General features: G+C 42.2%; 24 protein-coding genes and 1 pseudogene. 16 read left to right on the forward strand and 9 right to left on the reverse strand.

Going from position 1 to position 26,760, the window contains the following annotated elements:
• The first annotated feature begins 8 nt into the window (after positions 1-8).
• Entirely contained in the window at positions 9-1,364 is a 1,356-nt protein-coding gene (locus tag BRLA_RS03005; RefSeq protein WP_003335561.1) for a class I adenylate-forming enzyme family protein, read from the forward strand.
• 159 nt (positions 1,365-1,523) lie between these two features.
• Here the strand turns inward: BRLA_RS03005 and BRLA_RS03010 are convergent, their stop codons facing one another.
• Positions 1,524-2,003 (reverse strand): GNAT family N-acetyltransferase, encoded by a 480-nt coding sequence (locus BRLA_RS03010; RefSeq protein ID WP_003335560.1) that lies wholly within the window; start codon positions 2,001-2,003, stop codon positions 1,524-1,526.
• 227 nt (positions 2,004-2,230) lie between these two features.
• On the opposite strand from BRLA_RS03010, the pseudogene BRLA_RS25195 reads away from it, so the two are divergent.
• Together BRLA_RS25195 and BRLA_RS03015 are read left to right on the forward strand one after the other, a co-directional pair.
• A pseudogene (locus BRLA_RS25195) lies at positions 2,231-2,353 on the forward strand (HAD family hydrolase); the annotation flags it as partial.
• A 192-nt stretch (positions 2,354-2,545) separates the two neighbouring features.
• Complete coding sequence (locus BRLA_RS03015; RefSeq protein ID WP_003335558.1) at positions 2,546-3,238, forward strand: M24 family metallopeptidase; 693 nt, start codon at positions 2,546-2,548, stop codon at positions 3,236-3,238.
• A 151-nt stretch (positions 3,239-3,389) separates the two neighbouring features.
• Here BRLA_RS03015 and BRLA_RS03020 read toward each other — a convergent pair whose 3' ends face one another.
• From BRLA_RS03020 to BRLA_RS03035, 4 genes are all read right to left on the reverse strand, one after another.
• On the reverse strand, positions 3,390-3,944 hold the full coding sequence (locus BRLA_RS03020) for a metal-dependent hydrolase (RefSeq protein WP_003335557.1): 555 nt from the start codon (positions 3,942-3,944) through the stop codon (positions 3,390-3,392).
• A 318-nt stretch (positions 3,945-4,262) separates the two neighbouring features.
• The gene (locus tag BRLA_RS03025) at positions 4,263-5,120 is read right to left on the reverse strand and encodes a 1,4-dihydroxy-6-naphtoate synthase (RefSeq protein WP_003335556.1); all 858 of its coding nucleotides are present in this window, start codon (positions 5,118-5,120) and stop codon (positions 4,263-4,265) included.
• A complete protein-coding gene (locus BRLA_RS03030; RefSeq protein ID WP_003335555.1) occupies positions 5,117-5,833 on the reverse strand; it encodes a futalosine hydrolase in 717 nt (238 codons plus the stop codon). The genes BRLA_RS03025 and BRLA_RS03030 overlap by 4 nt, the downstream gene beginning before the upstream one ends.
• Positions 5,834-6,105: 272 nt before the next feature.
• The gene (locus BRLA_RS03035) at positions 6,106-7,089 is read right to left on the reverse strand and encodes a glutaminase (RefSeq protein WP_031309526.1); all 984 of its coding nucleotides are present in this window, start codon (positions 7,087-7,089) and stop codon (positions 6,106-6,108) included.
• A gap of 1,431 nt (positions 7,090-8,520) precedes the next feature.
• On the opposite strand from BRLA_RS03035, the gene BRLA_RS03040 reads away from it, so the two are divergent.
• The 6 genes from BRLA_RS03040 (at position 8,521) to ilvA (ending at position 16,336) form a co-directional block, all read left to right on the forward strand.
• Positions 8,521-9,759, forward strand: a complete 1,239-nt coding sequence (locus BRLA_RS03040; RefSeq protein WP_003335551.1) for a stalk domain-containing protein — start codon at positions 8,521-8,523, stop codon at positions 9,757-9,759.
• Between the two features lie 338 nt (positions 9,760-10,097).
• Entirely contained in the window at positions 10,098-11,501 is a 1,404-nt protein-coding gene (locus BRLA_RS03045; RefSeq protein WP_003335550.1) for a BclA C-terminal domain-containing protein, read from the forward strand.
• 554 nt (positions 11,502-12,055) lie between these two features.
• On the forward strand, positions 12,056-12,556 hold the full coding sequence (locus tag BRLA_RS03050) for a GNAT family N-acetyltransferase (RefSeq protein WP_003335549.1): 501 nt from the start codon (positions 12,056-12,058) through the stop codon (positions 12,554-12,556).
• Between the two features lie 26 nt (positions 12,557-12,582).
• Positions 12,583-12,909 (forward strand): YnfA family protein, encoded by a 327-nt coding sequence (locus BRLA_RS03055; RefSeq protein ID WP_003335548.1) that lies wholly within the window; start codon positions 12,583-12,585, stop codon positions 12,907-12,909.
• Between the two features lie 175 nt (positions 12,910-13,084).
• Complete coding sequence (locus BRLA_RS03060; protein WP_003335547.1) at positions 13,085-14,473, forward strand: L-cystine transporter; 1,389 nt, start codon at positions 13,085-13,087, stop codon at positions 14,471-14,473.
• Between the two features lie 603 nt (positions 14,474-15,076).
• The gene (ilvA, locus tag BRLA_RS03065; protein ID WP_003335545.1) at positions 15,077-16,336 is read left to right on the forward strand and encodes a threonine ammonia-lyase IlvA; all 1,260 of its coding nucleotides are present in this window, start codon (positions 15,077-15,079) and stop codon (positions 16,334-16,336) included.
• A gap of 81 nt (positions 16,337-16,417) precedes the next feature.
• Here the strand turns inward: ilvA and BRLA_RS03070 are convergent, their stop codons facing one another.
• Both BRLA_RS03070 and BRLA_RS03075 read right to left on the reverse strand, forming a co-directional pair.
• Positions 16,418-17,839, reverse strand: a complete 1,422-nt coding sequence (locus BRLA_RS03070) for an amino acid permease (RefSeq protein WP_003335544.1) — start codon at positions 17,837-17,839, stop codon at positions 16,418-16,420.
• 180 nt (positions 17,840-18,019) lie between these two features.
• On the reverse strand, positions 18,020-19,570 hold the full coding sequence (locus BRLA_RS03075) for a sigma-54 interaction domain-containing protein (RefSeq protein WP_003335543.1): 1,551 nt from the start codon (positions 19,568-19,570) through the stop codon (positions 18,020-18,022).
• Between the two features lie 228 nt (positions 19,571-19,798).
• Between BRLA_RS03075 and BRLA_RS03080 the strand changes: the two genes are divergently transcribed.
• Complete coding sequence (locus tag BRLA_RS03080) at positions 19,799-20,989, forward strand: ornithine--oxo-acid transaminase (protein ID WP_003335541.1); 1,191 nt, start codon at positions 19,799-19,801, stop codon at positions 20,987-20,989.
• Between the two features lie 75 nt (positions 20,990-21,064).
• Here BRLA_RS03080 and BRLA_RS03085 read toward each other — a convergent pair whose 3' ends face one another.
• Positions 21,065-21,253 (reverse strand): hypothetical protein, encoded by a 189-nt coding sequence (locus tag BRLA_RS03085; protein ID WP_003335540.1) that lies wholly within the window; start codon positions 21,251-21,253, stop codon positions 21,065-21,067.
• Between the two features lie 81 nt (positions 21,254-21,334).
• Here BRLA_RS03085 and BRLA_RS03090 point away from each other — a divergent pair, with 81 nt between their 5' ends.
• Positions 21,335-22,165: an aldo/keto reductase gene (locus BRLA_RS03090; RefSeq protein ID WP_003335539.1), complete on the forward strand. Its 831-nt coding sequence runs from the start codon at positions 21,335-21,337 to the stop codon at positions 22,163-22,165.
• A gap of 59 nt (positions 22,166-22,224) precedes the next feature.
• Here BRLA_RS03090 and BRLA_RS03095 read toward each other — a convergent pair whose 3' ends face one another.
• Positions 22,225-23,061, reverse strand: coding sequence for a DUF4915 domain-containing protein (locus BRLA_RS03095; RefSeq protein ID WP_003335538.1), 837 nt, complete (start codon positions 23,059-23,061; stop codon positions 22,225-22,227).
• A gap of 155 nt (positions 23,062-23,216) precedes the next feature.
• On the opposite strand from BRLA_RS03095, the gene cysC reads away from it, so the two are divergent.
• The 5 genes from cysC to queF all read left to right on the forward strand — a co-directional run bounded on the left by cysC (position 23,217) and on the right by queF (position 26,689).
• On the forward strand, positions 23,217-23,891 hold the full coding sequence (gene cysC, locus BRLA_RS03100; RefSeq protein ID WP_003335537.1) for an adenylyl-sulfate kinase: 675 nt from the start codon (positions 23,217-23,219) through the stop codon (positions 23,889-23,891).
• 352 nt (positions 23,892-24,243) lie between these two features.
• Positions 24,244-24,912, forward strand: coding sequence for a 7-cyano-7-deazaguanine synthase QueC (gene queC, locus BRLA_RS03105; RefSeq protein ID WP_003335536.1), 669 nt, complete (start codon positions 24,244-24,246; stop codon positions 24,910-24,912).
• Positions 24,896-25,384 carry a 6-carboxytetrahydropterin synthase QueD gene (queD, locus tag BRLA_RS03110; protein ID WP_003335535.1) on the forward strand — a complete coding sequence of 163 codons (489 nt, stop codon included), beginning with the start codon at positions 24,896-24,898 and terminating at the stop codon, positions 25,382-25,384. The genes queC and queD overlap by 17 nt, the downstream gene beginning before the upstream one ends.
• The gene (queE, locus tag BRLA_RS03115; protein ID WP_003335534.1) at positions 25,377-26,120 is read left to right on the forward strand and encodes a 7-carboxy-7-deazaguanine synthase QueE; all 744 of its coding nucleotides are present in this window, start codon (positions 25,377-25,379) and stop codon (positions 26,118-26,120) included. Before queD ends, queE begins: the two co-directional genes overlap by 8 nt.
• A gap of 62 nt (positions 26,121-26,182) precedes the next feature.
• Positions 26,183-26,689: a preQ(1) synthase gene (gene queF / locus BRLA_RS03120; protein ID WP_041751932.1), complete on the forward strand. Its 507-nt coding sequence runs from the start codon at positions 26,183-26,185 to the stop codon at positions 26,687-26,689.
• The last annotated feature ends 71 nt before the right edge of the window (positions 26,690-26,760 follow it).

The following is a 26,760-nucleotide window of genomic DNA, read 5'->3' on the forward strand; positions in this document are numbered from 1 at the left end:
GAAGCGGCTTGATAAATTATGAGGTTTTTGTTGGTAATACATCCTATACAGCACTTATTAAACAAGAAATACAACAGCTTACGCTTTGTATGAATCATCAGGGAGTTTCAGCAGGTAATCTGGTTGCGATTGCTATTCACGAACCCATCTCTTGGTTGGTTGCCTATTATGCCTGCAAAGAACTGGAGGCAGTTCCTGTTGTGATCGGAAAGGTGGCCGAATTAGATAAACAACTGGAGATAGTCCGAGCTGACTATGTGTGCTATACAAGCGATCATTATAAGATACAAATTGAGAGCCTATCTGTGGTAAAGGAAAGAAATATACCTAGCAATACAGGGCTCATCTGCAGAACCTCAGGCTCAACTGTAGGAATGCCTAAATATGTAGCCTGGAGTAAAGAAGGGATTACGTATCAGAAACAGGAGACGACACGAGTATTCGGATACAAAGAGGGAGAACGGCTTCTTTTTACATTGCCACTTTGGGGAGCTTATGGATTAAGTATTGTGGGAGTTTTGGAACACAACAGTATGGATTTGGTTATTCCTGCTAATTTACGTCCGCGCTCCATAATTACCGTTCTGGAAAAGCAAAACGTCTGCTGGGTAGAAAGCGCTCCTTTTTTTTATCAAACTATGCTTCCTTATCTATTAAAAGAGCAGAGAGGGATTGAAGAAATTGGAGTAAAGGGATGGGGCTGTGGAGGCGACCTGCTTACCCATACTTTTGTTCAACAATGGGTGAAAATGACAGGGGTTCCCATATTGGATGGTTATGGATTAACGGAAGCGGGTCCTAATGTATCACTGAATCGTCCTTATGATTATTGTTATGGAACCGTCGGCAAACCTCTTAGCGGAACAGAAATCAATTTTTCTGAGGATAGAGAGTTGTGGGTTCGAAGCCCTTCAGTAATGCTAGGTTATTATGCCAATGGACAAGTAGATGCTTCGATGCTTCATAATGGATGGCTGTCTACTGGTGATATGGCAACGAGAGATGAACATGGATACGTGACTATTTTGGGAAGAAAAAAGAATATCATTATTGTCAATGGATATAATGTCAGCCCGGAATATGTGGAAAGAACGATCAGAGAACATCACGGAATAAGAGACGTAGCTGTTGTAGGGGTCCCTCATCCAACACGTGGAAATCGATTGTGTGCTTTTGTAGTGGGGGATGCTTCTCTTACAAAAAGAGATATTGACCTATTTATAAAGGATAAGGTAGACGAGCCTTCCCGACCAAGTTTTTATGAAATAATCCCCCATCTACCGGTACTTGCTAACGGAAAGACAGATCGAAATCAACTGAAAGCGATAGCTGAAGTCCGATTTGGTCAAGAAAGTTTCGCGTAGCCACCTGTAAGTAATAGGACGTCAATAAAGGAGACATGTAGTTTCAGACTATCTATCGACAAACCTCTTTTATGTTAATGACATAAAGTGGGGTTTGTTTTATTTTTCGTTTGAAAAAAGTTATATAAAGATGAAAAAATGTAATCATGGATTTATATTTTAGGATGTGGTTAGACTTTTTTGCATCTGATAATTACCTAACAAAATCCCTCGGCGCACGACAGTTTGAGCCTGAATTGATTCATATCCATGGGATTCGAAAAAGGGCTTAGCCGTAATGCTTGCATGTGTAGTGATTGTAGTAAGACCAAGTTTTTTAGCTTCTTTTTCCATACAACGTAATAATCGGGAAGCAATTCCTTGCCTCTGAAAATCCTTATGGACGTAAAGCCTATCTAAATAGCCTTGAATCGTCATATCACAAAACCCAACGATTGTACGGTTTATTTCAGCGACATATGTTCTATTAAGGCGTAGTGACTCAGGCCAACTGATCAGCTTGTTCATTTGTTCGTCCGCTGGAGCCCAAGCATTGAGCTGTTCTGGTGAGTAGTCATGTGCCGCAATAGAATGAACTGTATCATAAAAGAGTGAGACCAGATGCTCTGTATCCGATTCAGTATACATTCGAACGATCATTATCATCTTCCTTTTCATATTGTAATAAATAAGAAAACAGTATAATGCTATGGAAAAAGAAGAAGCAATCTTTTACAATCATTATATCTGATTTGATATTTGGCTGCTTCAGACTCTTATTTGACAATCTATTTTGAAAATTTTGCATTATCCTGTGATCAGCTTATGTTCTGTCTGCTAGATTGGAAAAACTTGATGTGACGACATAGCATTATCATTCAACAGAGGGGATTCTGGATATTACATATAAAGGTGTTAATAAATGGACAGCTTTGCAGCAATGGGGGATTCAAAAGGATCAAATGGTTTGCTTTGGAAACGATCTGTATGACCTCCCGATGTTTCAATAGGTTACTACTCTGTATTGATTGGCAAGTGTGAACCTTTCAGGCTTTGCGCGTAGGGAACATGGCATTTGATGATCAAATAGAACAAAATATGATCACTACATTACAGGAGCTATGCTTCCGATTTGCTGAAGTGAAATAGCCAAAAATACTTATACGATCAATGTAGAATTGATAGAAAGAGGTGTATTAGCTTTGCAACGATCATTAGAAGAGAGACGTGCAGGATTACGTGAAGCGGAAAGAAAAGCAGAAGAGTTATTCAAACAGGTTGAAGAGAAGGGAATATTGCGCAGTGGAGTAACGGAAAAGCAGGTGAATAAAGAAATATATGAATTGGCTTTTCAAATGTATGGTATCAAAAAATATTGGCATAAACGGATTGTAAGAGCGGGTAAAAATACACTGTATCCTTACCGTGAGAATCCCCCAGACTTAACGATCTCTGAGGAGGATATTATTTTTCTTGATTTCGGCCCCATTTTTGAAGAATGGGAAGCGGATTTTGGACGGACATACGTGCTTGGAACTGATCCATATAAGCTAAAGCTACGTGATGATATCGAGAAAGCTTGGCAGGATGGGAAGGACTTTTTCCGATCAAAACCCAATATAACGGGAAGTGAGCTATTCGAATATATGTGTCGTCTCGCAGAGCAGTATGGATGGGAATATGGAGGACCGCACGCAGGTCATCTAATAGGGGAATTCCCTCATGAGCGAATTCAAGGGGATGAGGTAGAGAATTACATCCATGCTGATAATAACATTGACATGCGAGAGCCTGATAAGGATGGGAGACCGCGAGATTGGATCTTAGAGGTGCATTTTGTTGATCGTGAGCGTGAAATCGGAGGGTTTTTTGAGCAGTTATTAACAGTCGAATAGCCTTGGGGGAGTTGAATTTTATAAAAAATAAGCAGGGAATCAATGAGCTTTCGATAAGAAATGAATAAAAAGAGCGTCCGCAATAAAGGAGACGCTCTTTTTTAGTCATTCTTGTACTGCCGCAATCATATCGGAGCGGCAGGCATTGTTATTAACGTATCAGCAACGAATTGATCAGCTCTGATGCCATTTTCAATAAGGCTTGCAGTTGAATCGCTAATGAACTGCTTAGCTCAGCAAACATGTTAGCGTCCATTGATACAATAATGAGCAGAAGGCAGGCGATAAATACGCCTTTTTCTACGGAACTTCCTGTTTTAAAAGCAAGAGGCAATTTTATTCTTGCTTTACTAAAAGGATAGAACAGGGGTACACCGGCAACCGTTAATAAATCCCCTACGATATGAAAGAGATATCCAATCCACAAGCCTAAAAATACGTTCTCCTTCATAAAGAATCCAAGGGGAAATAAACAAAGCCAAAAAGGCAGAGCATGTGTTAGGCCACGGTGTCCTAATGTTTTACTCATTACCCTCGATGTTTTGGATAGTTTTTTACCTATGTAAGATTTAGGATGATCAATATCGGGCAATAAGCTTCCCACAGCTACTCCCATTACATAGTCTGTTTGGAATGGGATATCCAAAAACTTCGCTACACATACCCCAGCCAGTGTTGAAAAAGCAATATGCGTTTTATACTTCAAGATGCTCCCCCTCTTTTTGCTGTAAACAAAGAGGGAATAATTCCGTACTACAGATGATACCGCTCTTTGAATAGCTTCTGATAAAAAAGAGAACTTTTGTTCTCTTTTTTATACTACCATATTTCTTTGCAGGTGGGCAGTCTTTCTTGAAATAATTTACTTTTTAGTGGGAAACCATACCGCTTCAAATAAAAGACGCGTAAAGGAGTAGTGTGCCAAAAAACACTGCCAGAAGAAAATGACTACATTCTCAAAATGGCGGCTTATTTATTGACATTCTATGCCTGGAAGCGTTTGTTACTTTAAAAAGAAACTCGATTATCGCAATAATTTCAGATCAAACTCCGGAACAAGTCCTTCTTGTGCAGCGCGACTTAAAAGAGCAGTTACGGCCGCATATCCATCTTCCCCTAGATCCGCAGTAAATTTGTTTACATACAAATTAATATGAGCTTGGGTTACTGCTGGGTCCATTTCCTGAGCATGGTGCATGATATATTCTCTGGACGCTTCCGGATGTGCCCAAGCATATTCTACGGAGGCACGGGTCCAGCTAGCAATAGCATCCAAATCCAACGAGCGTCGAGCGATAATGGCACCTAGTGGAATCGGTAGCCCTGTATCCGTTTCCCACCAATTACCTAAGTCAGTCATCAAAGAAAGACCATAGGAAGGATAAGTAAAACGTGCTTCGTGGATTACTAAACCGGCATCAATTTTACCATCGCGTACAGCAGGCATAATTTCGTGGAAAGGCATTACAATAATTTCTCCTACTCCGCCGGGCACATTTTGGGCAGCCCATAGACGGAATAATAGATAAGCGGTGGAGCGTTCGCTAGGAACAGCTACGCGTTTGCCAGATAAAGCGGAAGGCTCAGCTTGTTGTTGGGATGGCTGATCAATAGCAGACGAGTTTTTCGTTAAGACTAAGGGACCGCACCCTCTACCCAACGCTCCGCCACATGGCAGCAGGGCGTATTCCGACAATACCCAAGGAAGTGCAGCGTAGGAAATTTTGAGTACTTCTGGACCAGTTAAACTAGCTGCAAGTCCATTCGTGATATCAATATCTGCGTACATAACATCTAGGGCTGGAGCTTGGGGAATGAGTCCATGAACCCAAGCATGAAAAACAAATGTATCATTAGGGCAAGGGGAAAAGGCAATTTTCATCGTAACACCTCCACAAGTACTGAGCTTACTTTTTCAAGAGCTTCTAATGCTTCTTTTATACGCCAAGCGGAACGGTCGCGCGGACCTACAGGATTAGAAATAGTGCGAATTTCCAATACGGGAATCTCGAATTGCTGTGCGGCGGTTGCTACTCCATATCCCTCCATCGCTTCAGCAGTCGCTCCCACTATTCTGCTGGCTATGGCTGTGGCTGTTTCGGCACGGCCTGTTACTGTGGAAACCGTGAGAATTGAGCCGGTATGGGTAGGTAAACCGGCAATGCGCAGGGCTTCTGCTACACGCTTTGCCAGCGTAATGTCTACAGGGATTCGAGCGGAACCAAATCCTAGTTCGTCCAAGCTTAGAAATCCATCAGAGGTTTCGGCACCGAGATCGGCGGCCAAGATTTCATCTGCTACCACCACTGAAGCTATATCAGCTTTCTCTTTAAATCCACCAGCAATACCAGCGCAAATGACTACATCATATGCAGTCGCCGCCAACGTGCGTGCTGTACTTGCTGCGGCACAGACTGCACCAACACCACCCACTAGAACGTTGAAGCCTTCTGCACCGTTTAAGCCGCGGATTACCGCTTCTTGTTCGGCTTCTACAGAGGTGACGATAAGTATACGTTTTAGTGATCGTGAGGATGGATTGTTCGAGTTTACAAATGTACCCGAAGAGATTTCTGCTTGTTTAGCTTGATTCATGTGAACAATCTCCTTTTCGTGTAAACCATAACGTGAGCTCTTGAAAGACTATATAAAACGAATCCTCTCTATAATAAAGAAGAAAGCGGAATATAAAAGCTTCTGCCTCCAATTATACAAAGTTGAGCCGTTGAGTGAAACACTTTATAAGGCGTTCAAGTTTGAGTTATGCGTTGTCGACTACTGTTTTGGCTATCTGTATATAAGGATGAAGACATAATAAAAAAGACTCCGATCTTGTCTATCGGAGTCTCATGCACTTATCTTTTTAGCTAAAAAATACTTAAATCCCATTGCTGAGCCATTTCTTTTAGCAACAGGGAGCCAGCCACGCTATTGCCAACCTCATCAATTGAAGGACTAAAAATCCCAATTCCGCAACCATCGGCAAAAGGTAAGTCACGGGAGCGATAGCGAGGTGGTACAGCGGAGAGGATACCTCCAGAGACCCCGCTTTTCGTTGGAACGCCCACAAAGGCAGCGAATTTACCAGACGCGTTATACATTCCGCATGTCAGCATTAGAGATTTAGTGAAACGAGCTACGTCCTTAGGAAGTACTTGTTCCTGACGAATCGGGTGGTAGCCGTCTAGGGCCAGGATTAAGCCGATTAGGGCCGTATCCTTTGTCGTTACCTCAAGCGCGCACTGTTTTAAATAAACCTCCAGAGCACTCTCCACATCTCCGTCTAAGAAACCAATATCCTTCAGATAATAAGCTAAGGCGCGATTGCGGTGAGCAGTATTCCACTCTGACTGGAATACCTCTTCATTTAGCACGGGAGCGGTCCCGATTAGTTGGATAAATAGCTTGTTAAGTGAATCCATTTTTTGGGTAACAGAATCACCAGCGAGCATAGATGAAACTGTAATGGCCCCCGCGTTAATCATCGGATTGTAGGGACGACCAGGTTTGCTCATTTCTAATCGAATAATCGAATTAAAAGCATCACCAGTAGGCTCTGCATCAACTCGCTGCAAAACATGCGGAATGCCATATTCCATACATACCGCGACTAGGCTGAGTACTTTAGAAATACTTTGCAATGTGAATGGAGCCTCACAATCGCCAGCGGTAATCATCGTTCCATCTGTACCTATTACAGTAACTCCTAGCTGATGAGGATTCATCTTGCCTAGGGCAGGTATATAGTCAGCACACTTCCCTTGAGAAGCTGCATCCTTAAATTGATCAATCCAATGTAACAATTGAGCAGATACTTGCTGATGCTGTTCTGTTTCTGACGGTGCCAAGATACTTGGGCTCATCTCAGATGCTCCCCTTTCATATTAAAAATAACTTGAATAACATACCAAGACAGGGGCACTGCCAGTTAGTATGACCCACATTCCCATATTCATATCAATGGTAGTGAGAATCGCCAGCTTAATGTGTCGTGGAACTCTATTTTAAAATCATAGAGGTGTAACAGCAAGTATATTTCCAAAAAAAGCTTATTTTTTTCAAGAGAGGGAGAATAGTGGAAAAAAAGAAAAAGCCACCAATTATAGGTAGCTTTATGGTTTCCATATTGTAAGCTGTCCCACATGACTTCATGTCGGTGTTTTATAACCTTATTCGAATTCTTTTTCCCTTACGACATAGTATCTGGAAAAAGATAGATATAGCATTTTTGAACCTCAAAACAACGAAAGCCCTACCTCTCTTCCGTCCTTACGGCTCCGATGACCGCGCCAGTGTGAATCGGGTAAATCAAAACGCTTGCCTGAAAATGAATTGCTTCTTTGGAAAATAGTTTTTGGACGTGAGATTTGAAAAACAGGTGAGAGTAATTCATTTCGAGGAAAAAAGAATTGGTTGGGTGAAGGTAAAAAATCATCTTAATATGAAAAACACAAGGATAATTGTAACATGTTGATAAATAAAAAGCAAATTCTATTAAAAAAATAAAAAAAATTTTAGAAATGTGTAATTTTACAGGTAACATTTATGATTTTTTGATATTATTTACTATAAGCTAATAAAGACGATGGAGAAGCCGACCTATGATTACGGAGCTGGAGAAAAAGGATTTTCTAAAGCTTCAATTGATTTTGAAGGGAAAAGCTAGCCTGTTTCTTTAAGCAGTGATTACAGGTAATCCTCCATATATTGTGTCTTTATTGACGATCCAGATCAACCTACTTTGTGACTGCAAGGCATTGGTGAATTTCATGTAATCGTAAGCATAGCTAATGATGTATTAGCAGTGCGAAACGATTGGATGCACAAAATCGGCTACGTTTGGACAAAAACATGAATCATTTCGCGATAGATGAAACACAAAGCATGGCTCATTGAATGTATCGGTATCATATCAAGCTGCGTATAGAGACAACGAAACCCAAGGAGCTAGATATCTTTTAATGAAGGTATTCCCTCTAATGCGCTCTATACCAGACGAAAGCTCTTCCGTCTATCCATAAAGATTGATGATGAATTGTCTACAAGACTCCGCTCTTCTAAAACTACAGGGTTCTTGTTAAATAAGCTGAAACGGTTCTGAGATTCCCAAAAAGCCTTCATACAGATAGGTTTGACTGGAGCATAGTTCATGACAACTGATCATGAGCAGGTTGATGTCAGCATTCGTATCAGGAAAACCTCTTTCTATTCAGTTTTGTATGTACGAATGATGACGCAAGAGAGACAAAAGAAAAAAGGATAAGGACAGGGAGAAAATAGAGATGAAAATATGGTTAAAGACTTTCTTGCTATCTGGGTTACTGCTGTTGCTATTCGGTTTACAGCCTTCCCAATCCCTAGCAAGTGGAAATGCAAAAATTTTACTAGATGGTTATCCACTAAGCTTTCCGGTACAGCCTCAAGTAGTAAAAGGAACGACTTTAGTGCCATTCCGAGCGATTGCAGAAGCGATGGGAATTCAGGTGCAATGGGATAATGCAACGCGGACGATCGTTGCTACCAATCCAAATGGAACTGCTGGAACACAGCTTCGCCTACAAATCAACAATGCTACTGCTTATGTGAATAATCAACCAATCAAATTGGCTGTAAGCCCTACGCTTTACAAGGGGAGCGCATTAATCCCGTTGCGGGTTTTCAGTGAGCAATTTGGGGCTACGGTTAACTGGGACGGTGCTAACCAAACTGTATTATTGCAATCTCCACCAAAAGATATATATACGATGGCTTTCTATGCCATTTCTTCATTTAGTGAGCGACAACTTATCTCTTCCTTTGATGCGGTTGCCTTTGGTTGGGCAAGAATCAACGAAAATGGTGAGTTTACACTTCAAGGAAAAGATTTTTATTGGCCTAAATCAGCAGGAGATGTAACGCCAGAGGGGATTGTAAGTGAAGCAAAGGCAGGCGGAACACAGCCATACTTCATGGTTTTTGCTTCAGATCGCAAAGGTGAGCTAATGAAAATGCTTCAAACCGCGCAGCTACGTCAACAAACGATTGATGGAATTTTACAAACTGTGCGCAATCAGCCGTTTGAAGGAGTTGCCTTAGATTTTGAAGGATTGGGCTTGAGCGGAGATATCGAGCTTGAGAAACGTCTATACACGGAATTTATTGGACAGTTAGCTCCTGTGTTACATCAGGAAGGTAAAAAGCTGTCACTAATCTTGCATCCGCCAAACGGTTCCTATAAAGGCTACGATTATGCACAATTAAGTGCTATGGCAGACGATTTGATTATCATGGCGTATGACTATGGACAAAAGGGACAGCCGGAGAATTTGGACAAAGTAAATGAGGCTATCCAGCTTGCGTTAAAGCAGGTGCCAAAAGAGAAGCTGATCCTAGGTATCTCTATGGGCAGTGAAAATGCTGGCACCATTAACAGTAAAATTGGTCTAGCTAAACGATACGGTTTAAAAGGTGTTTCTCTATGGCGATTAGGATTAATTGGAGAGCCTACTTATTTAGAAATGAAAAAGGCTGTAGCGATGTAACGGTACATCCTTTTATCACATGGCATATATAATCGCTAAATCCATCCCTCACATTGAAGGGATGGATTTTTTTATGTCTGATTAGTAAAGAGATTGTACTTTAAAAATTACAGGATAGAAATTAAATTACCTCATTACGATTTGCTACAGAGTTAAATACATAAGGGAAGAAGCGTCTAAATGATGAATTTGGATGCTTCTTTTTTTGGCTAAAGGGTGATGAACATACCGGTACATGTGCAACAAAAGAGGCACATTTTTCCAAAAAATAGTTTATTTACACCATACCCTTATTAATAATTTGAATACTGTAAAGGAGAAAGGAAGGTGTTATTGCGTTGGATAATCGTTTTGAAATTGACAAGATTTACAACAGCATTATTCAATCGGAGTTAAATCTTTATTTAAGAAAAGATCCACTGTTTGCGCATAGACATTGTAGCCACAGTTCTTCTACCACTTGCAGATCTACGTTTATTACCTTTATTGAATGCCCGACCGGTCCAACTGGTCCAACCGGAGCAACTGGAGCAACTGGAGCGACCGGCCCGACCGGCCCAACAGGTCCAACTGGTCCAACCGGTCCAACAGGAGCGACCGGGGCGACCGGAGCAACAGGAGCGACCGGAGCGACCGGAGCAACAGGAGCGACCGGAGCAACCGGAGCAACAGGAGCGACCGGAGCAACCGGAGCAACAGGAGCGACCGGAGCAACCGGAGCAACCGGAGCGACCGGAGCAACCGGAGCAACCGGAGCGACCGGAGCAACCGGAGCAACAGGAGCGACCGGAGCAACCGGAGCAACAGGAGCGACCGGAGAAACAGGAGCAACGGGAGCAACCGGAGCAACCGGAGCAACCGGAGCGACCGGAGCAACCGGAGCAACCGGAGCAACCGGAGCAACCGGAGCGACCGGAGCGACCGGAGAAACAGGAGCAACCGGAGCGACCGGAGCGACCGGAGCAACCGGAGCGACCGGAGCAACCGGAGCAACCGGAGCGACCGGAGAAACAGGAGCAACCGGAGCGACCGGAGCAATCGGAGCGACCGGAGCAACCGGAGCGACCGGGGCAACCGGAGCAACCGGAGCGACCGGAGCAACCGGAGCAACCGGAGCGACCGGAGCAACCGGAGCGACAGGAGCAACCGGAGCGACCGGGGCAACCGGAGCGACCGGAGCGACCGGAGCAACCGGAGCAACCGGAGCGACCGGAGCGACCGGGGCAACCGGAGCGACCGGAGCGACCGGGGCAACCGGAGCGACCGGAGCGACCGGGGCAACCGGAGCAACCGGCCCAACAGGTCCAACCGGCCCAACAGGTCCAACCGGAGCTCTTGCTACGAGTACTTTTGCCTTTGCAGCGAATTTAACTGGTGGACTTATCGCTGTATTGATAGGTGGTACACTTGTTCCATTCCCTGACGCTCAGGATATTGGACCAGGAATTACAGTCAATGCAACTAGTGATACCTTTACTGTAGCAGCCGCTGGTAACTATTTCATTTCTTACACTATTAACCTTTCTGTTTCCCTTCTTGTAAGCTCGCGTATTTTAGTAAATGGTGTTCCAGTACCGGGTAGTGTCGTTTCACCAATAGTTGGTGTAACCTCATTCGAAGCACAGGTAATTGTTCCTGTACCAGCTGGAGGAACCATTCAGGTACAACTATTTGGTGTAGCAGCGATAGCCACTTTAGCCGCCACTATACCAACAAGTATCACGATTATTCGTTTAAGCTAAATCAGATCAATATGTTAAAAAAGCTGCTCTTCTGAAATAGGAGAGCAGCTTTTTCTTTAGACATACCTTCATGTGAATAATACTTAATGAACAGTTACGAATTTCCTATAAATTTCATGTTGCCATTTTGTCCAAAATTAGGAAATAATAAGTATATACCACAATACCATATACCTCTTTTGTTTTTACTCCTATTATCTTACTATCAACAGCTTCTCAACGTGTAAAGCCAACCAAGAAAGGGTATGCACATAGCTATATTTTTATGAATAGATATCATCCCAAATTTTTAAAGAAGTCCTCTAATGTTTATAAATAAACTAATTGTTATTTTTATCATGTCATTTTTATTAGAATTTATCTATATTATATCTGCATAAATAAATATATGATTATTTACACATATAATTGTATGGGAGAGTTGAATATCCTGAATAATTATAATATAGTGCCAATTATAATAAATAGATATATAAGTATTGAAGAGGTGTCTTTGCTTGATTTTGCTATGTATTACATAAGGAATGGAAACTATTGAAAAGAGGTGACAGGCTATGTTTCAATTAGAAACAAACAGAATGATCTTGCGAAAAATGAAGTTGTCAGATGTGGAAAAATTACGCAGGATATTTACTGACCCTATTGCTATGCAGTTCTATCCATCTACGAAAAATGAAGAAGAGACGGTTGCATGGATCAAGTGGAATCAGGGGAATTATGAAAAATACGGAATAGGATTTTGGATTGCTGAGAATAAACAGGATGGGGAATTTATAGGGCAATGCGGCTTGGTACCTCAAGAAATTAATCTTCAACAAGAAATTGAAATTGGTTATTTGATTGTCCGTAAATATTGGGGACAAGGATTAGCTACAGAATGTGCAGTTGCTTGTAGAGAATATGGTTTCCATAAGCTTGGCCATGACCGTTTGATTTCACTTATTGATAAAAGGAACGTAGCGTCCAGACGTGTTGCGGAGAATGTCGGTATGACATGGAAAAAAGAAATAAGTAAATGGAATAAAACGATACAATTATACAGCATAACCAAATAACGGATATGCCCAGAAGGAGAAAGTCATTGTTAGCATCAATTTTCTTATTTATCACAGCCGGTCTAGCTGAGATTGGTGGCGGCTATCTGGTTTGGCTATGGTTACGAGAGGCAAAACCAGCCTGGTATGGTCTTGTAGGGAGCATCATTCTTATCGCTTATGGGATTATTCCAACTTTGCAGAGATTTCCTACATTTGGACGAGTATATGCAGCTTATGGAGGAGTATTTATTATCCTAGCGATTATGTGGGGGTGGTTAGTAGATAAAAAGACTCCAGATATGTATGACTGGCTAGGAGCAGCGATTTGTATAGTTGGTGTGGGTGTTATTTTGTGGGCGCCTAGATCATAGGGGCATGGTTTCTATCTTAATGTAAAGATAGAAACCATGCTTATTTATGTGGCATTTTTTAAAAAAATATGGTAAAGTTTAAATCCTACTTTACATATAGGAATTAATGTATTATAACTTGAATATGCTTTAGTTACCTTCATGAGAATTTATCACACAGAACGGAGGGAATCCATTGTCAACAGTTTGGATTTTACTTAATATTGCTATCATGTTACTCATTATTTTTGGACTATATACCATGCAAAAGAAACATATCTCCTTTTCGAAGCGTGTGTTTACCGCACTGGCTGTTGGGATTGTCTTCGGAGTGGGCTTACAGCTTACCTATGGGGCAAAAACAGACATTATAAAGGATTCGATAGAATGGTTTAACATTGTAGGTAAAGGCTACATTAAGCTTTTACAGATGATTGTAATGCCTCTGGTATTTATATCCATTTTAGCTGCTTTTACAAAGGTTAAGCTAACGAATAATATCGGAAAAATTAGTTCCTTAATTATTGGTATCCTAATTGCAACCACTGCGGTATCTGCCGCTATTGGGATTGGAACAACACTCGCCTTTCATTTAGAAGCTGTTCAAATTCAGCAAGGCGACCAGGAAACAAATCGAGCTGCTCAACTAGAAAAGACGTTTGGTCAAATTCAAGATTTATCTCTTCCTCAGAAAATCGTGGAATTATTACCGGCCAACCCGTTTCTTGATCTAACAGGCCAACGTTCTACTTCTACGATTGCAGTTGTTATTTTTGCTGCCTTGCTTGGCATGGCGTTCTTAGGTGTAAAGGGGAAACAACCGGAACACGCTACATTCTTTGCCAAAATTGTCGATACATTTTATACGATAATTATGCGGGTAGTGAGCATTATTTTACGCTTAACTCCTTATGGGGTACTAGCTCTCATGACCAAGGTAACGGCTACTAGCGATTACTTAGCAATTCTTAAATTAGGAAAGTTTGTGCTTGCCTCCTATGTCGCGATTCTCATTATGTTTGCTATCCATCTGATTTTACTTGCTGTTACTGGACTTAACCCTATTTCTTATTTGAAAAAGACGTTTCCTGTTTTAACTTTTGCATTTACTTCACGTTCAAGTGCAGGAGCATTGCCTTTAAACGTAGAAACGCAGCGTGATAAATTGGGAGTACCGGAAGGAATAGCTAACTTTGCTGGATCTTTTGGTTTATCCATTGGTCAAAACGGTTGCGCAGGTATTTATCCAGCCATGTTAGCTGTGATGATTGCCCCTACAATTGGGATTGATCCATTGACGCCTTCTTTCATCGTATCTCTTATTGCTGTCGTTGCGATTAGTTCCTTCGGAGTTGCAGGCGTAGGTGGTGGAGCCACTTTTGCTGCTCTTCTGGTCCTCTCTACAATGAACATGCCAATTGCATTAGCTGGTTTGTTAATTTCTGTAGAGCCATTAATTGATATGGGACGTACAGCTCTAAACGTGAGCGGCAGTATGGTAGCCGGTGTGATCACTAGCCGTGTAACGAAAGAGTTAGACACCAATATTTACAATGAACAAACGCAAAAACATGTAGAAGCGTAAGACCATCGGATTGTTTACTTACAGTCTTTTCGCTTTGCTTCTTTTTCAAGTGTCGCACGAAACAATTCCTTTGTTCGTGGCGGCACTTTTTTTGTAAGGTTGACAAGCCAGTAACATCTCACTATAATTCTGAACAATAAGTATTGGAATGTTATGAAAAAATATGCATGAAGCCGTGAAGAGGAAGAGTAAAAGAAAGCTCTAGTGTCAGAGAGCCGTCTCAATGTGCTGCGAAGATGGTCGCTATCTTTCCTTGAAAATCACCTCAGAGCTTTGTTGTGGAACAGATCAGTGCAGAGCAGAAGCAGGGGAGAGTCAGAGCTTACCGAAACTCTCAATCTCTGCGATCATTAGTACATGACAACGAATTGTCCACGTTATCGGACTAAGTCTATTTGAACCTTCTTGAACGTATGTGGTGTATGGATCGCTTTACATGCGAGTCATGAAGGAAGGGGGAATTAGACTTGTGGAGTCCGTTTTTGTGAAGAAACGGAGAATGCTCAGTGGTATCGCGACTCTCGCCTAAGCAATGGAAGTAAAATTCTTTCATGCTGGGCGAGTTTTTTTGTTATCGAAAAAAATAGAGAGGCGGAGAAACTGATGAATGTAACAACCAGCAAGCTAACCATAGAAGATATTCTGGTGGCGAGTCATCTATTGCGAGAAGTTATTGTCAAAACACCGCTACAGTACAATGCCGTTTTGTCAGATAAATACCAATGCAATGTATTCTTAAAGCGGGAGGACTTACAGGTTGTTCGTTCCTTTAAATTGCGCGGTGCGTATTATCTCATGCGTACATTATCGGATGAGCAAATGAAACGTGGTGTCGTTTGTGCTTCCGCAGGTAATCATGCACAAGGGGTTGCTTATTCCTGTAAAGCTTTAGGAGCTCGCGGTACGATCTTTATGCCCAGCACAACACCTCGTCAAAAGGTGTCTCAGGTGAAGTTATTCGGCGGTGATCAGGTTGAGATTGTATTAGTGGGTGATACCTTCGATGATTCTTTTTCTGAGGCGATCAAATATGGTAAGGAACATGACATGACGTTCATTCATCCATTTGATCATGAAAAAATTATTGCGGGTCAAGGCACGGTAGGCATGGAAATCCTAAATGATATGACAGAAGCGTTGGATTACCTGTTTGTAGGTATCGGAGGAGGAGGCCTGGCGGCAGGTGTTGGAACTTGTGTCAAGGGGATTAGCCCTCTAACCGATGTCATTGGAGTAGAGCCCCAAGGAGCGGCTTCTATGAAGCAGTCCTTTAGAGAGAATCAAGTGATCGCTTTGCAAGAGATTGATACATTTGTGGATGGGGCTGCGGTTAAGCAGGTAGGGCAGCTCTCATACGAGCTATGTAAAGAGGTGCTTGACGATATTGTCACGGTACCAGAGGGAAAGGTATGCAGTACAATTCTTGATTTATATAATCAAAATGCAATTGTAGCTGAGCCTGCCGGGGCACTTACCATCGCGGCACTGGATGAGTACAAGCATAAAATTAAAGGGAAAAATGTGGTCTGTATCGTTAGTGGAGGAAATAACGATATTGATCGCATGCAAGATATTAAGGAACGGTCTTTAATCTATGAGGGACTCAAGCATTACTTCATCATTAACTTTCCTCAGCGTGCGGGGGCCTTGCGGGAGTTTCTTGATGAGGTGCTAGGGCCTACAGATGATATTACTAGATTCGAATATACTAAGAAAAATAATAAGGATAACGGACCTGCATTAGTTGGCATTGAATTAAAGCAAAAGGATGATTATGAGGCATTAATGGAACGAATGAAGCAAAAGAACTTCCCTTTCATGGAAATCAATCATCATCCTACTTTGTTTAACCTACTCATTTAGTAGAAATGGGTGCAGAATTTTCTTATTAGAAAGAAAAATGAGCCCCCGACATAACATCAGAGGGCCGCTTCTATTAGGGAGCTAGATGATGTGGTACGTTTTATTATCCTCTGGAGATCCATTACTCATGGGCTTTCTTTTAATCCGCAGGAAGTAATAGAGTAAACAGAATAGAGCGAACACTCCGCCGCAATATAAGGCAACCCGCTGATCTTTATCAAAGGCTAGGCTGATAAGTACAACTAGGTTGAGTGTCAAACTAATTAAGGGCAGGATTGGATAAAACGGAGTCCGGAATTTGAGATCTTTTAGCTTCCCACCATTTTTTAGATAATGCTTACGGAATGCTAATTGAGAGGCAGAAATTGAAATCCAGCCTACCTGTGCTCCTAATCCTGCAAGGGAGATCAACCAGAGATATACGGTATTTTCAGCATACACGCTGGAAAGCAAGGATAGCAGGGAAATGGAAAATGTGAGTAATAGGGCGTTCATGGGGACGCCTTTTTTGTTTACTTTGCCGAGTGTTGGACTGGCCATTTCTGTTTTAGATAAAGACCACAGCATTCGAGTGGCCGCATATAAACCGGAATTAGCTACAGATAGTAATGCTGTTAGGATAACAAAATTCATAATATCGGCGGCATATGGGATACCAATTTTGTCGAACACCATGACGAATGGGCTTTCAATCACTCCTGCTTGTTGATGGGGAATCTGGCCGGCTAAAATCGTAATCGCCAGCACAAAAAAGATGAGTGTTCGCCAAACGGTAGCTCGAATTGATTTTGGAATGTTTTGCTCTGGATTGTCACTTTCACCAGCAGCAATGCCAATGAGCTCGGTTCCCTGAAAGGAGAAATTCACCGTAATCATCGTAAGCAACAGACCAGTAATTCCATTAGGCAGCCAGGAGGTTTCGGCAAAATTGCTTAGCAGGGGAGCAGCTTCGCCACCTCGGAAGGGAATGATACCAAACATTGCACCACCGCCGAGCACGATAAAGGCTAAAATAGCCGCTACCTTGAAACTGGAGAACCAGAATTCAGTCTCACCAAAAGCTTTAGCTGACAGGGCATTAAGTAAAAAGAGGATGACGCCAAAAATAGCGCACCACATCCAGACGGGTGAATCTGGAAACCAACGTTGCATGAGTAGACCAGAAGATAAAAGCTCCAGAGCTACTGTTACAGCCCAGCCCAACCAGTATATCCATCCAATAGTAAAACCCATTGCTGGACTAATAAATTTAGTTGTATACGTCTGGAACGAGCCAGATACAGGCATAGCAACCGATAATTCACCGAGGCAGAGCATGGTGAGATACATGATAAACCCACCTACAAGGTAGGAAATGATGGCTCCGATCGGACCTGCTTGGCTAATGGTATAGCCGGAGCCTAGAAAGAGTCCTGTGCCAATAATTCCGCCGAGTGAGATCATAAATAAGTGTCTACTTTTCAGCGTGCGTTGCAATTCATGAGAGGAACGTTGTGTGGACATGTCCTTCTCTCCTTTCTATGATCTCACAGTGAGATGTATGCGTTTACAGAGAAAATATTATGCAACATTCGTACCAATTGAAATTTTCCGAATTATAAAGATAAATAAAAAGGGGTGCAAAAAAAATTGTCGGTTTTTGTTTGAAAAACTTTGCTGCCAATTTTTTTTGCATGTTGATACTTATTGATTTTCTTGTTGTAAACGGCGTAAGCGATATTGCAAACTTTGTCGACTCATCCCTATATGTTCTGCGGTATGGGATATATTTCCTGCAAACTGATCTAATTTTTTTTGAAGATAGATCGCTTCAAAGGATTGTAGCACTTCTTTTAGTGATAAAGAATCCTGCTGTAAGAGGTGTAGGGTATCTTTCATATAAGACTCGTGCAAAATTGGTTGAGTATTGGTGGTTCCTGTCGAATAGGCTCTACTAGACGGAATAGATGACAAAGGGGCTTCTTTATGATCTATCCCCTTTTGTTCCTGACCCTCGAAGGCTGGCGAAGAAGGAATGGATGTTGATCCAGGTAGTTTACGCCGAATATGGTGGAGAGGTAGATGGTCAAGTGCAATGCTGGTTTCATCGGTTAGCATTAAATTCATCGCACCTTCAATGAAGTGTTCTAATTCACGAACATTTCCAGGCCAATCATAATCTCCAAAAAAACGTTGTACATCTTCGGTTATACCTACTACATCCATTTGAAACAGGCGGTTATATTTTTCGATGAAATGGGTAACTAAAGGAGGAATATCCTCACGACGTTCACGTAGCGGCGGAATGAGCAGGGTGACCACACCTAGACGATAATATAAATCCTTGCGCAATTTGTTTGCTGAGATTGCTTCGATTGGGTCCTCATTAATGGCGGCGATAATGCGTACGTTAATGGTACGATCCTTGGTATCACCGATGCGTCGGATGGTTTTCTCCTGCAAGGCGCGCAACAATTTGGCTTGAAGGGATAGGTTAAGCGAATTTAGTTCATCTAAAAACAGGGTTCCACCTTCTGCTTGCTCAAATAAACCAGGTCTTTGTATGGCTCCCGTAAAGGCACCCTTTGTTGTGCCGAATAATAGTCCCTCGATTAAGCTGTCAGGGAGAGCTGCACAATTTTGCGAAATAAAAGGGGACTTGGCTCGCATGCTTGCATTATGAATGCTTTGCACAAACAACTCTTTGCCAGTTCCAGTTTCTCCGACAATCAGAACGGAGGAGGAGGTGCGTGCTACTCGATTTGCATGTTCAATCATTTCACGAATGGCAGGACTATTTCCAATAATGCTGGCAAAGGTATAACGAGTGTTACCCATCTCTTTTTTTACAAAATAATTTTCACGTATCATCCGCTCCATTTTGGTTACATCATTAGCGATTTCTACTGCTCCAATATTTTTCCCATGTTGCTGCAAGGGGAGAGTGTTGCTAATGGTAGTAATCTCTTGTCCCTTTCCGTTTAAATAGGTTTGTCTGATCTGGCGCAGGCTCTCTCCCTTATGTAGAGCTTGAAGTAAGGTGCTTTCCTGACCAGGAGAAAATTGAAAAACGTCTAGCAGTTTTTTGCCAAGAACATCCTCTTTTTGCATGCCTTCTAGTTCTGCCATTTTACGATTATATAAAATAGAGGTGCCATCCGCGTCGATCACGTGCACACCTTCATTCATTTCGTCCAAAATATGAGCAACCATTGCAAGAAAGGTTGTTCCGTCCATCAATCGAGAAGTGGACATAGCAGCTCACCTCAATTCGTCATTTTATCAATTTGGTGTAGTCATTCTAACATAGATAGAGGGAGGTGCAAAATATTTTTGCTAGTGAAGACCTTTTGCAATTGTTTGTGCAAATTTTTTTTGCGTAGTAAGCTCATTTCGTGCAAGAAACGCTTGGTTTTTTACAATTTTTTGCTGGCATAGAAAATGCATAAAACTATAATCAGACAGATATAGGGAGGTTTATTGATGACAACGACAAAACAAATTATTGATCAGACAGAACGGTTCGGAGCACATAATTATCATCCATTGCCGATTGTTATTTCCAAAGCAGAGGGCGTCTGGGTAGAAGACCCTGAGGGCACTCGCTATTTAGATATGTTAAGTGCCTATTCTGCCTTGAATCAAGGACATCGCCACCCAAAAATCATTCAAGCGCTGAAGGATCAAGCGGATAGAGTAACCTTAACCTCGCGAGCCTTTTACAACGATCAGCTTGGTCATTTTTATGAAAAAGTGGCTACCTTGACAGGCAAAGATATGGTCATACCAATGAACTCGGGAGCAGAAGCGGTGGAAACAGCAGTTAAAGCAGTACGTCGTTGGGCGTATGATAGTAAAAAAGTGCCGGCTAATCAAGCGGAAATTATTGTGTGTGAAGGGAACTTCCATGGACGCACAGTAACCATCACCTCCTTCTCTTCCGCAGATGAATATAAACGCGGCTTTGGACCATTCACCCCTGGCTTCAAGGTTATTCCGTACGGTGACAGCAAGGCATTAGCAGAAGCGATTACTCCTAATACGGCCGCTTTTTTAGTAGAGCCGATTCAAGGAGAAGCTGGGATTGTCATCCCAGAGGAGGGCTTTTTACGTGAAGCGCGACGTCTCTGTGACGAGCATAATGTTTTGCTACTAGCAGATGAAATCCAAACTGGCTTTGGACGTACAGGAAAAATGTTTGCCACAGATTGGGAAGGTATAAAAGCAGATATGTACATTATGGGTAAAGCGTTAGGCGGCGGAGTTTTCCCAATCTCTGCTGTAGCCGCTGACAGCGAGGTATTAGGCGTATTCGAACCAGGCTCCCACGGGTCTACCTTTGGTGGAAATCCACTAGGCTGTGCAGTAGCAGTGGCCGCGCTGGAAGTATTGGAAGAAGAAGGATTAGTGGAACGCTCCCTAGAGCTTGGTGCTTATTTTATGGAAAAAATAAAAGAGATCAAGAACCCGCATATAAAAGAGATTCGCGGTAAAGGGTTGTTTATCGGATTAGAGCTGGATACAGAAGCACGTCCGTATTGTGAAAGCTTAAAAGCATTAGGCTTGCTGTGTAAGGAAACGCATGATACGACGATTCGTTTTGCACCGCCGCTTGTTATCACGAAAGAAGAGCTGGATTGGGCGATTGAACGAATTAAGCAAGTATTGGCGTAAAGCGAAAGAAGAGCTAGTTACTTATAAGGAAAAGAGCCAGAATGTCTGGCTCTTTCTATTTTTTCTAACCTATTTCTACTTTTTATCCGTGAGATTTACTTCCCAATCGACATTTCTATATTCCTTTTTAGCAAAGTGATATTTGATAGTCAGCTCTTTTGGCATTGTAGTTAGCTCGTGAATAGTTAACGTGTTATCAGAAGATCGATAGATACGATAGGATTTACCGGTTTCATCGATTGCTCTTTGCATCGTTGTATTCACAACGTTCCTGCCTAAAAAATTACGAAATAGATTGTTGTATGCTATCATAGCGTTGAGACTTTTGTGAGCGGAGGGATAGATATGACGTTACGTATGACAGATGGAGCAACATTGGCAAACGGAGTAGTAAAGCCGTGGCTAGGGCTTGGAGTCTATAAGGCAGAAGACGGCGCTGAGGTGGAGAAAGCCATTCATATGGCGCTGGAGGCTGGCTATCGGAGCATCGATACAGCGGCAATTTATGAAAATGAAGCTGGAGTCGGCAAAGCGATCCGAGATAGTAAAATTCCACGTGACGAGATTTTTGTCACGACAAAGGTGTGGAACACGGAGCAAGGCTATGAGTCAACCTTACAAGCCTTTGAGGCTAGTCTTCAAAAATTAGGCTTGGATTATATTGATTTATATTTGGTGCACTGGCCGGTTCCTGGTAAATATAAAGAGACGTGGAGAGCGTTGGAGACTCTTTATAAAAAAGGGCTTGTCCGTTCGATTGGTGTAAGTAATTTTCATATTCATCATTTGGAAGATTTGTTGTCAGTATGTGAAGTGAAACCGATGCTGAACCAGATAGAGATGCATCCCTATTTAATACAGAAGGAATTGCGTCAGTACTGCGAGCAGAACGGAATTTATGTAGAGGCTTGGCGTCCTCTGATGCGAGGTAATCTGGAGGTTCCTCTGCTGCAAGAAATGGCAGAGCGCTATCAGAAAACTCCTGCTCAAATCGTGTTACGCTGGGATTTACAGCATAATGTTCTGGTTATACCTAAATCTGTGAAAAAAGAACGGATTATTGAGAATGCGGGTCTGTTTGATTTTGAGCTTACGGATGCAGACATGGCGCTGTTAGACGGATTGAATCGAGATCAACGTTTCGGCCCCGATCCCGATCACTTTGATTATGAATAGATAAAAAAAGAAAAAACATTTCACGTGTCCATGAAGTAGGAACGTGGAATGTTTTTTGTTTACAGTATCATTTGATCAAAACGATAGCTGTGAACGAGCTGGGCAGGCAGAATTTTTATGTCATAGACTTCTGTGAATGGTAGCTCGATCTCATCGACCTGGATGAAAGATTTTTTATCAATGATCTTAATACTGGCGTTCTTTTCCGTGGTCAAATTACGCGGCTGACTAACCCCCAGCAGAATGTAATCATCTGTAAAGCAGAGCCCGCGTGGATATCCGGGATGGAGTAATGAATGAGTCTGATCATCCTCTTGTATTAAAAGACGTTGTAGTCCTGAATCGCATACATACCGACGATTCCCTTCTGCTTTCGGAGTATGGGGATGAGTCAGCTCCAACCAGAGCTTTTCCTTCGTTTCCACATCCATGATAAAGCCATTGTAAAGAGGATCGTTATAATAATCTCCGTGTTTCATTCCCTCACAAAAGGCAGATACCACCAAACGTCCATTCCAGAAATCAATACAGTTTACATGCCAAGAATCTCCTTCACCAGGAAATGACCATCGTTGCGTAATTTTCCCAGTATCCGTACAAAGCGAAACAATTTCATTTGTGCCAGTAGATACAGCATATAACACATCATCTCGTACCAGCAGATCATGGATATCGGCCAGATCATGATTAATCAACTTTTTTTGAGTACCATCAGGGTGATAGAACATGAGTAAAGCTGAATCAGCAAGGTGAAAAGAACGTATGACAGATGAGTTGTGTAGGGCAAGTCCCGTTGATGAGAAGTTATCAAATACGTGCATTACTCTGTTTTCATAACAAGCCAAACCACCACCGTTAGGGGCGCTTATTAAAAGGGCTTCAGATAAAGATAACATGTCAAATCCCTCTTTTCTACACCGGAATTTTGCTTGTAATGGACCGCCAGCTATCTTGCTCATTTTCCTTACTACTATATTCAAATATGTAGGAGCCGACACATTATTGAGACAGAAGTAAGCGGCCCGTCAAACCGAGTGGAACAAGCCTAACAATGGTACAAGCAACTGTGCATAATGTAATAAAAAAAGAGGGAGAGAGTGAGGAAGTGGGTAATCAACCGACTGATCATACGCAACAGATTGTGTGGCAAACGTCAACAGTAACACAACAGGAACGCTTTGGACTAAACGGTCATAAAAGCTGTGTGCTATGGCTAACTGGATTATCCGGATCAGGGAAGTCAACGATTGCATTTGCTGTTGAGCGGGCACTGTTGGCTCAAAAAATTCGCTCCTATGTGCTAGATGGCGATAATATCCGGCATGGTTTGAATAAAAATTTAGGATTTAGCAAAGAAGATCGGCAAGAAAATATTCGCAGGGTAGCAGAGGTAGCCAAGCTGTTTGTGGATGCGGGGCTTATGACTATCGTTTCGTTTATTTCCCCCTATGAAGAAGACCGGCAAATGGCTCGAATGCTGTTTGCTGATCAGGTTTTTTATGAAATCTATATAAAGTGTCCGTTAGAGGTCTGTGAGCAAAGAGATCCGAAGGGCTTGTACAAAAAAGCGAGAACGGGAGAAATAAGCCAGTTTACAGGAATTAGTGCGCCCTATGAGCCGCCGGTTAATCCTGATTTCATTTTAGAAACCGCCCATTGTTCAATTGAAGAAGCTGTAGAAGCGATTCTTGTATTGGTTAAGAAACAAGGGGAAATAGACCAATAAGAAGGCTTGTAGGGGTCATAGATGGAAAATAACAAGTCTTTCGGATTAGACAAGGTAGGAATGTGGTGTTCCTATCTTGTTATATTAAATCTATTAGGATCAACTGAGTAAAAATTTGTAATTTATAAAACAACCTTATGCTTTCTATCAAAACAGCGTATAATGGAGAAGTCTGTTTACCGCAACCAGACAACCAGAAGAATTCCATGCCTTGGTGCATGGGAGAGGTTCGCGAACTCCCTCTATAAAAAACTACCTGGGGACAAGTTTCATATGAAAGTTCAAGAACGCTCTTTCTTCGTAGACCCTTGAAGACAACGATTCTTCAAGAACACGAAAGGGATGAAGCGAGATGAAAAAAGACAAAGCGGTGGTTGTATTTAGTGGTGGCCAAGATAGCACAACGTGTTTGTTTTGGGCATTAAAACAGTTTGGTGAGGTGGAAGTAGTCACATTTGATTACGGCCAGCGTCACAAGCAAGAAATTGAATGTGCGCAGCGAATTGCCAAGGAACAAGGTGTAGGGCAGACGATTATGGATATGAGTCTGTTAAACCAATTGGCTCCTAATGCGTTGACACGCGATGATGTCGCGATTGAACAAGTAGAAGGTGAAATCCCCAATACATTTGTGGATGGACGCAATCTGCTCTTTTTGTCGTTTGCAGCGGTCTACGCTAAGCAAATTGGCGCTCGACATATCATCACGGGTGTTTGTGAAACCGATTTTAGCGGGTATCCAGATTGTCGAGATTCCTTTATCAAATCACTCAATGTCACGTTGCAGTTAGCGATGGATTATCCATTTGTGATCCATACACCACTTATGTGGCTAAACAAAGCGCAGACGTGGAAGCTATCCGATGAACTGGGTGCGTTTGAGTATATCCGTGAAAAAACCTTGACCTGCTACAACGGAGTGATTGGCGATGGATGTGGGGAATGCCCTGCTTGCCAGTTGCGTGCCGCAGGCCTGGAAGCGTACGAAGAGGAGCGAGCGAACAATGGGAAACTTCTATGATTTTCGCATTGTCGAACGCTTGCAGCGATATGAACAGGATATCCAGAAAAAAGAGCTGCGTTATCATCAAAAGCGAGTGCTGGTAAGTAAAGAATTCACTTTTGATGCCGCTCATCATCTGCATGCTTACGAAGGGAAATGTAAGAATTTACATGGACACACCTATAAGGTTGTGTTTGGCATTAGTGGTCGTCCCAATGAAATTGGGATTACCGTAGACTTCGGAGACATTAAAACGATCTGGAAGGAACAGATCGAGGTTTATTTAGATCATCGTTATTTAAATGAAACGTTACCACCAATGAATACAACAGCAGAAAATATGGTAGTGTGGATTTTTGAAAAAATGGAAGAGTCGCTTACCAATAGCTCTATTTATCTCGAACAGGATGTACGTGTGGAATTTGTACGGCTATTCGAGACACCGACTAGCTACGCCGAAATGCGCCGGGAGTGGATGTATCATGAGTAGCATTCCTGTGCTAGAAATTTTTGGTCCGACAATCCAAGGAGAAGGAATGGTTATTGGGCAAAAAACCATGTTTGTACGTACGGCTGGCTGCGATTATCGGTGCAGTTGGTGTGATTCTGCCTTTACATGGGATGGCTCGGCTAAAGAGCAAATCAGCATGATGACAGCGGAGGAAATTTGGAATCAGCTACAGGAGCTTGGCAAAGACTGCTTCTCGCATGTCACGATCTCAGGGGGAAATCCGCTATTGCTGGCCCCGCTTGGAGAACTAGTCCAGTTGCTACATTCTCACAACATTCGCATTGGTGTAGAAACCCAGGGGAGCAGATGGCAGGAATGGTTAGCTGAAGTGGATGATATCACCTTATCCCCGAAACCGCCTAGCTCCGGGATGACGACAAATATAGACCGACTGGATGAAATAGTTGCCAAGCTTACTGACAACCCTCTTCTATCAACTGATCAACAGGTTAGCATGAAAGTGGTTGTATTTGACAATGAGGATTTCCAGTATGCAAAAGAATTACATCAGCGTTATCCGCAGGTGCCGTTTTATTTGCAAGTAGGGAATCCTGAATTGGCTGATATTGAAGGTGAACGAGAAGACTTGCGTGATCAGTTACTACAATCATTGGAATGGTTGGTGGACAAGGTAGCCATGACCAAAGAGTTTAACAATGCCAAAGTTCTACCACAGCTACACACCCTGCTGTGGGGCAATAAACGAGGCGTGTAATATCGTCTGACCGAAATGTGCCTTCCAGATGTGAGAAAAAGAGCTAAAGGAGTTTCATGAAGATGACCCATAATAATCAATCTACCAACCCGCAATTAAAAGATTTAACGCTGCTTGGCAATCAACAGACAGCGTATCATTATGAATATAATCCAAATGTTTTGGAAGCATTTGACAATAAGCACCCATATCGCGATTATTGGGTAAAATTTAATTGCCCCGAATTCACCAGCCTCTGTCCGATGACAGGTCAGCCAGATTTTGCAACCATTTATATCAGTTATATACCTGATAAGAAAATGGTTGAAAGCAAATCCTTAAAACTGTATCTATTTAGTTTCCGCAATCATGGTGATTTCCATGAGGATTGCATGAATATTATTATGAACGATTTAATCAAGCTAATGGACCCAAAATATATTGAGGTATGGGGGAAATTCACTCCACGCGGAGGTATTTCGATTGATCCCTATTGCAATTACGGGAAGCCAGACACTAAATTTGAAGAGATGGCAGAGCATCGCATGATGAATCATGACATGTATCCGGAGAAAGTGGATAATCGATAGAATGAGCATTATATAGCAAAAGAGGCGGTCTTCATCCCGATTTTGATCGGAGATGGGCCGCCTCTTTTAAC

The sequence above is a fragment of the Brevibacillus laterosporus LMG 15441 genome (assembly GCF_000219535.2).
Taxonomy (GTDB): Bacteria; Bacillota; Bacilli; order Brevibacillales; family Brevibacillaceae; genus Brevibacillus_B; species Brevibacillus_B halotolerans.

What these genes read in the sequence shown, in the direction of transcription:
- queF (WP_041751932.1), top strand. Translation starts at nt 26,183, where the DNA reads ATGACCCATAATAATCAATCTACCAACCCGCAATTAAAAGATTTAACG.
- BRLA_RS03040 (WP_003335551.1), top strand. Translation starts at nt 8,521, where the DNA reads ATGAAAATATGGTTAAAGACTTTCTTGCTATCTGGGTTACTGCTGTTG.
- BRLA_RS03095 (WP_003335538.1), bottom strand. Translation starts at nt 23,061, where the DNA reads ATGTTATCTTTATCTGAAGCCCTTTTAATAAGCGCCCCTAACGGTGGT.
- queD (WP_003335535.1), top strand. Translation starts at nt 24,896, where the DNA reads ATGGGAAACTTCTATGATTTTCGCATTGTCGAACGCTTGCAGCGATAT.
- queE (WP_003335534.1), top strand. Translation starts at nt 25,377, where the DNA reads ATGAGTAGCATTCCTGTGCTAGAAATTTTTGGTCCGACAATCCAAGGA.
- BRLA_RS03050 (WP_003335549.1), top strand. Translation starts at nt 12,056, where the DNA reads ATGTTTCAATTAGAAACAAACAGAATGATCTTGCGAAAAATGAAGTTG.
- BRLA_RS03080 (WP_003335541.1), top strand. Translation starts at nt 19,799, where the DNA reads ATGACAACGACAAAACAAATTATTGATCAGACAGAACGGTTCGGAGCA.
- BRLA_RS03025 (WP_003335556.1), bottom strand. Translation starts at nt 5,120, where the DNA reads ATGAAAATTGCCTTTTCCCCTTGCCCTAATGATACATTTGTTTTTCAT.
- BRLA_RS03075 (WP_003335543.1), bottom strand. Translation starts at nt 19,570, where the DNA reads ATGTCCACTTCTCGATTGATGGACGGAACAACCTTTCTTGCAATGGTT.
- ilvA (WP_003335545.1), top strand. Translation starts at nt 15,077, where the DNA reads ATGAATGTAACAACCAGCAAGCTAACCATAGAAGATATTCTGGTGGCG.
- BRLA_RS03070 (WP_003335544.1), bottom strand. Translation starts at nt 17,839, where the DNA reads ATGTCCACACAACGTTCCTCTCATGAATTGCAACGCACGCTGAAAAGT.
- cysC (WP_003335537.1), top strand. Translation starts at nt 23,217, where the DNA reads ATGGTACAAGCAACTGTGCATAATGTAATAAAAAAAGAGGGAGAGAGT.
- queC (WP_003335536.1), top strand. Translation starts at nt 24,244, where the DNA reads ATGAAAAAAGACAAAGCGGTGGTTGTATTTAGTGGTGGCCAAGATAGC.
- BRLA_RS03090 (WP_003335539.1), top strand. Translation starts at nt 21,335, where the DNA reads ATGACGTTACGTATGACAGATGGAGCAACATTGGCAAACGGAGTAGTA.
- BRLA_RS03010 (WP_003335560.1), bottom strand. Translation starts at nt 2,003, where the DNA reads ATGATCGTTCGAATGTATACTGAATCGGATACAGAGCATCTGGTCTCA.
- BRLA_RS03030 (WP_003335555.1), bottom strand. Translation starts at nt 5,833, where the DNA reads ATGAATCAAGCTAAACAAGCAGAAATCTCTTCGGGTACATTTGTAAAC.